This window comes from Oerskovia sp. NPDC060287, assembly GCF_042726775.1.
In the GTDB taxonomy this organism is placed as follows: Bacteria; Actinomycetota; Actinomycetes; order Actinomycetales; family Cellulomonadaceae; genus Oerskovia; species Oerskovia merdavium.
In genome coordinates, this window is record NZ_JBHXBO010000291.1 from 1 (window position 1) to 4477 (window position 4477).

Sequence of the window (4477 nt, forward strand, 5' to 3'; positions counted from 1 at the left end):
CCCGGGGCGTGGACGCCGTCCTTGCCGCCGACCTTGCCGAGCTCGGCCTCGACGAAGACCCCGCGGTCCTCGACCAGGTTGAGGTTCTCGTCGTAGTAGTTGAAGCCCGAGTTCAGCATGTAGCCGATCACGGCGTTCTGCGTCGCGTTGCCGTTCGTCGAGCTGAGGTTGAGCTCGTTGAGCGGGGCTTCCCAGGCCACGGTGACCGCGGACTCCTGGTTGATGCCTGCGTCGTCAGTTTCCGCCTCGTTGGCCGTGCCACCGCATGCGGTCAGCACCAACGCGACCGAGGCCACGGCCGCGGTGACGGCACTTGTGCGCCTGATGTTCAATGTTCCTCCTCAAGGGGATGGCGACTCCCTTGCCCCGAAGGAACGCGCGGGGTGACCCGCAGGGCGTCCCTCGGCGGCGTCGTCAGGGAAGCCCACCATGGTTTGGGGCAACGGTACCGACCAAGATGGGTGACTTCACCCGGTTGCACCATTCGAGCAACCGATCGTTACCGAGTTGATACTGGCCGGTACGGTCCTGTTTCCGTCTTGATACCGGGAGAAACCGGTACGTAACAACCCGGACACAAGGAATAGCAACCTGCCTCGTCTCACGATACGGCGCTACTCGTCCCACGAACCATGAGTGTGACCGGTCTCTCGGAGACATCGGTCACGCAGCCGATCCACCCGTTCGACGGCCGAGACCGCGCCCTGCGGGGGAAGTCGCTCGAACGCTCCTGACCGAGCCGCACGCCACGAGATGGAACGGGTCGTCCCGGACGCATCGATCGGACTACAGAACCTTCTTCACCACGCTCGACTTGAGCTGCATCTGCCCGAAGCCCGGCACCTTCGCGTCGATGTCGTGGTCACCCACGCCGTCGGAGATCAGTCGGACGCCGCGCACCTTGGTGCCGACCTTGACGACCCCGCCGCCCGCACCCTTGACCTTCAGGTCCTTGACGATCGTGACGTCGTCGCCGTCCTCCAGCGGATTGCCGACGGCATCCTTCACGACACGTGCGTCCAGCGTCCCGACCTCGTCGGTCTCCTCGACGCTTCCGGGCGCCCACTCGTGGCCGCACATCGGGCACACCAGCAGTGCGCCGGACTCGTACGTGAAGTCGCTCGCGCACGAAGGGCACGGGGGCAGCTGATCAGACATTGGACCTCCAGGTCGTCGTGTGTCGAGGAAGCGGCCTCGAGCCGTTCGGGACCCGCGTCGAGGTGCGGGTGCGGCGAGCCGGGACTACTGGGCGTCGCGCCGCCGACGTGCGTGCTCGAGCTCGGCGGCGTCCGACATCCACGGGCCGTGCTGGTCGAGCCCGGCGCAGCCGCCGCGGACGAAGGCGCTCACCACGGTCCGGTACCCGCTCGTCCCGTCGACCAGACCGTACTCGACCCGGTACTCCGGTTCCGCCCCGCCGACACCCTCGTGCACGGTCGTGACCCGGGCGATCGAGTCCGCGTAGAAGTGGAGCTGGATCCCTTCGCCCATCGTCTCGTCCTCGATGGTGAACACCTCGTTGTCCGGGGCCGACCGATCACCGACGAACTCCCAGAACTCCGCGTCGGCAGAGCGTGGGTCACCCTGCTGCCACCGCTTCGCGACGTCCTTGTCGTCCGTGAACGTCAGCCTCGTCTTTCTCGCGCCGGAATGCTCGCCCGGCACCACGGCGTCGTCCTCCACGGGCAGGTTCCGTGTACGGTCCGCGACCTCCGAGCACATCAGGAAGCTCATCGTGCGCACCGTGTCGTCGACGAGCCCAGGGTGTGCGCCGCGCATCGCGGCCTCGACGGCCTCCGCCACGCGGTCCCACTCTCGCTTGTCCGTGGCGCGCTCTCCCCGTCGCGGATCGCGCCCGATCCGCATCCCGGAGCTCGCCTGCTCTGCGGTCGCGATCACGCGCAGGACCTCGGGCAGCAGCGCGGGGTCGACGGCCTCGGGAAGACGCCTCGGGATCGTCGCGCCGTGCAGGTGCTGTCCCGTGAACTTCAGGATCGCGGTGTCGAGCGGACCGAGCACCACACCGCGCCCGGCGCGACGGCGGTCCGCAGAGTACTCCTGCGCCCGTCTCCCGTCGGGCGTCTCCGTGGCCGACCGCATCGCCGCGCAGTGCTGACCGCGCTCGAGCAGGAAGAGGTCGGCCCCGTGAGCGACGAGCCGGCTCCTGTCCCACGGGATGCGCTCGAACAGGGCGTCCACGTCGGCGGACGGCGAGAGGAGGACCGGGTCCAGGAGCGCGACTGCGGCGTCCTCGTCGAGGCGCCCCCGGGTCCCGGCCGCGTCGCACAAGGGAAGGACCGCACTCCACAGCAGCAGGTGTCTCGCCAGGTCCTCCCGGATCACCGCCAGATGGGCATCCCCGATCGGGAACGTGAACGTCCGCGGATCGTGGTTGGCGTCGGCCCCGGCAGCGAGCATCAGCGTGAGCACGCCGTCCTCCCGGATCACGGTGGGGATCCAGCCGCTCGTGCGCGCGAAGACGACCTCCCTCATGACCACTTCTCGAGCTCGACGTCGAGGCGCTCGTCGGTGCGCACCCAGACCTCGCCGTCGGAGGCCTCGCTCGGCGCATCGACCCGCTGGAGCCCGAGGAACGTGATCAGTCCGAGCAGCTCGGCTCGTTCCGCCTGGTCCTCGTCGAGGCCGTGCGCACCGAAGAAGACGTAGAGCTGGTCGCTCGGGTCGACGGTGCCCGAGTCTCCCCAGATCCGAGCGACCTCCTCGATCGCCGCGGCTTCGGTCGTGATCGCCGCGGCACGGGCGGCACCACGCGCCTCTGGTGACGCGTCGAGGTCGGCGACCGCCGGGAGCCACTGGCCGAACCGGTCCAGGCCGGCAAACCCGTTCTCGAAGAACAGCATGGCGCTCGGCAGGTAGCGATAGGCCCTGTCGACCGTGAGGTGCTCGCTCCGGGCCCGTCCCGCTGCTTCGATCCTCACGATCACACCGCGACCGGGCATGAGCACCAGGCGTTGGCCCGCCGACTCGTCGTCCACGGTGTACGTGTCCGACTCTCGACCGCTGAAGAACGCGGAGAACGCGACGGAGGCCTCCTGCGGGTCGTCCACGGAGACCCGTCGGTCGTCGCCGTCGCCGACGCCGAAGACGAACTGCTTCGGTCCGGGGTGGTACGGGCGGGCCATGGCTGTCCTCCGTCGTCGTTCGTGCGGTCCCACCCGCGGTCGTCGAGCCGACACCGACCCGGCCAGACCCACCGGCCCGGCTCGCCCCGGGCCGGGCCGGGCCGGGCGCCGCGCGACTACACGTTGAAGCGGAACTCCACGACGTCGCCGTCGACCATGACGTAGTCCTTGCCCTCGATGCGGGCCTTGCCCGCCGCACGAGCAGCCGCGACCGAGCCGGTCTCGACGAGGTCGTCGAACGAGATGACCTCGGCCTTGATGAAGCCGCGCTCGAAGTCGGTGTGGATGACGCCCGCGGCCTGCGGCGCGGTCCAGCCCTTGCGGATGGTCCAGGCGCGCGACTCCTTGGGCCCGGCGGTCAGGTACGTCTGCAGGCCGAGCGTGTCGAAGCCGACGCGAGCGAGCTGGTCGAGCCCCGACTCCTCCTGGCCCGTCTCGGCGAGCATCTCGGCCGCTTCCTCGGGCTCGAGCTCGGCGAGCTCGGACTCGAACTTGGCGTCCAGGAAGATCGCCTGGGCCGGCGCGACGAGCGCGCGCAGCTCGTCCTTGCGGGCCTCGTCCACGAGCCCCGCGTCGTCGGTGTTGAAGACGTAGATGAACGGCTTGGCCGTCATGAGCTGCAGGCTCGCGATCTCGGCCAGGTCCAGGCCCGCGGCAGCAGCGCCCTGGAAGAGCGTGATGCCCTGCTCGAGCAGCGACTGGGCCTTCTGCGCGGCCGCGACGAGGACGGGGTCGCCCTTCTTGATCTTGACCTCCTTCTCGAGGCGCGGCAGCGCCTTCTCGAGGGTCTGGAGGTCCGCGAGGATCAGCTCGGTGCTGATGGTCTCGATGTCGTCCGCGGAGTCCGTGGACCCCTCGACGCGGATCACGTCGGGGTCGTCGAACGCGCGGGTCACCTGGCAGATCGCGTCCGCCTCGCGGATGTTCGCGAGGAACTTGTTGCCGAGGCCCTCGCCCTCGCTCGCGCCCTTGACGATGCCCGCGATGTCGACGAACGAGACCGTCGCGGGCAGGATGCGCTCGCTGCCGAAGATCTCCGCGAGCTTGTTCAGCCGGGGGTCCGGGAGGGACACCACGCCGACGTTCGGCTCGATCGTCGCGAACGGGTAGTTCGCGGCGAGGACCTGGTTGCGCGTCAGGGCGTTGAAGAGGGTGGACTTGCCGACGTTGGGCAGGCCGACGATGCCGATTGTAAGAGCCACGGGGCCTGAGTCTACGGGAGCCGCGCCCCGGCCCGCTCGCGTGCTCGGAGCCCACGGCCACCACGGGCAGCGCGGCCACGTCGCCGCCCGCGGCGAGCGCGCCCAGGTCGACGGAGTCGGCGCCCATGAGGG

General features: G+C 69.5%; 4 protein-coding genes and 1 pseudogene. All 5 read right to left on the reverse strand.

Going from position 1 to position 4477, the window contains the following annotated elements:
* A pseudogene (locus tag ACFWFR_RS17635) lies at window positions 1-332 on the reverse strand (hypothetical protein); the annotation flags it as partial.
* 454 nt (window positions 333-786) lie between these two features.
* Window positions 787-1158 carry a zinc ribbon domain-containing protein YjdM gene (locus ACFWFR_RS17640; protein WP_191803365.1) on the reverse strand — a complete coding sequence of 124 codons (372 nt, stop codon included), beginning with the start codon at window positions 1156-1158 and terminating at the stop codon, window positions 787-789.
* Between the two features lie 84 nt (window positions 1159-1242).
* Complete coding sequence (locus ACFWFR_RS17645; RefSeq protein WP_377623901.1) at window positions 1243-2493, reverse strand: DUF6357 family protein; 1251 nt, start codon at window positions 2491-2493, stop codon at window positions 1243-1245.
* Window positions 2490-3143 carry a hypothetical protein gene (locus ACFWFR_RS17650; RefSeq protein ID WP_377623902.1) on the reverse strand — a complete coding sequence of 218 codons (654 nt, stop codon included), beginning with the start codon at window positions 3141-3143 and terminating at the stop codon, window positions 2490-2492. Before ACFWFR_RS17650 ends, ACFWFR_RS17645 begins: the two co-directional genes overlap by 4 nt.
* A 116-nt stretch (window positions 3144-3259) precedes the next feature.
* Complete coding sequence (gene ychF / locus ACFWFR_RS17655) at window positions 3260-4345, reverse strand: redox-regulated ATPase YchF (protein ID WP_030152107.1); 1086 nt, start codon at window positions 4343-4345, stop codon at window positions 3260-3262.
* Window positions 4346-4477: the final 132 nt, after the last annotated feature.